The 723-nt window shown below is 56.2% G+C and carries 1 protein-coding gene; it reads left to right on the top strand.

The features are described from left to right. On the top strand, positions 1-723 hold a 723-nt coding region (locus EOA60_RS35680; protein WP_164899910.1), incomplete at both ends, for a PLP-dependent aminotransferase family protein.

Raw genomic sequence — 723 nt, 5'->3', positions numbered from 1 at the left:
AGCCCGGAGATATCGTTCTCGTCGAAAGTCCGTCCTATTTCCCCATGTTGGCCGGACTGAAACGTAAGAATTTATCCGTGGTAGAGATTTATTCACACCCGCGGGCCGGCATCGATCCTGAGCAGTTTCTGCACCTGGTCCGAACGCACTCAATTCGTGCCGCATTACTTATGGGGTCCCACCATTATCCGACGGGGGTCACCTACACAGAGCAGGTGATGCGCCGCATCGTGGAGATCGCGCGACAACATCAAGTTCTCATCATCGAAAACGACATGTTTGCTGACCTGAGTTATGACGGCGATCGACAGCCGTCTTTCAAGCTTTACGATCCCTCAGACATCGTCGTGCAGTTCGGAAGCTTTATGGCCACTCTTCCGGCGGCATATGGCTTGGGCTGGATAATTGCCGGCACTCATACGCGGCGCCTGATGACACATCAGTACATGCACGGACTGAATAGCGGTGACAGTGTTGCCCAGCACGCTGTGGCTGAGTTTTTGTCCACCCGAAGCCAGGACCGGCACCTGAGAAAGCTGCGGACCACGCTCCAGGGCCGAATGGAGAGAGGACTTGAACTTATCGCCAGGCATTTCCCACGCGAATGTATGGTCGCTCCACCGTCAGGGGGGTTCATGTGCTGGGTGCGGGGACCGACACGTTTCGATGCCTCGGAAGCTTTGCTTCAGGCGGTCGAGTCCGATTTCAGTTTCCTCCCGGGGC

This window comes from Mesorhizobium sp. M1A.F.Ca.IN.020.06.1.1 (genome assembly GCF_004023265.1).
Classification (GTDB): domain Bacteria; phylum Pseudomonadota; class Alphaproteobacteria; order Rhizobiales; family Rhizobiaceae; genus Mesorhizobium.
Note: the sequence above shows the minus strand (reverse complement) of the source record. Positions and strands in the feature narration are given on the sequence as shown.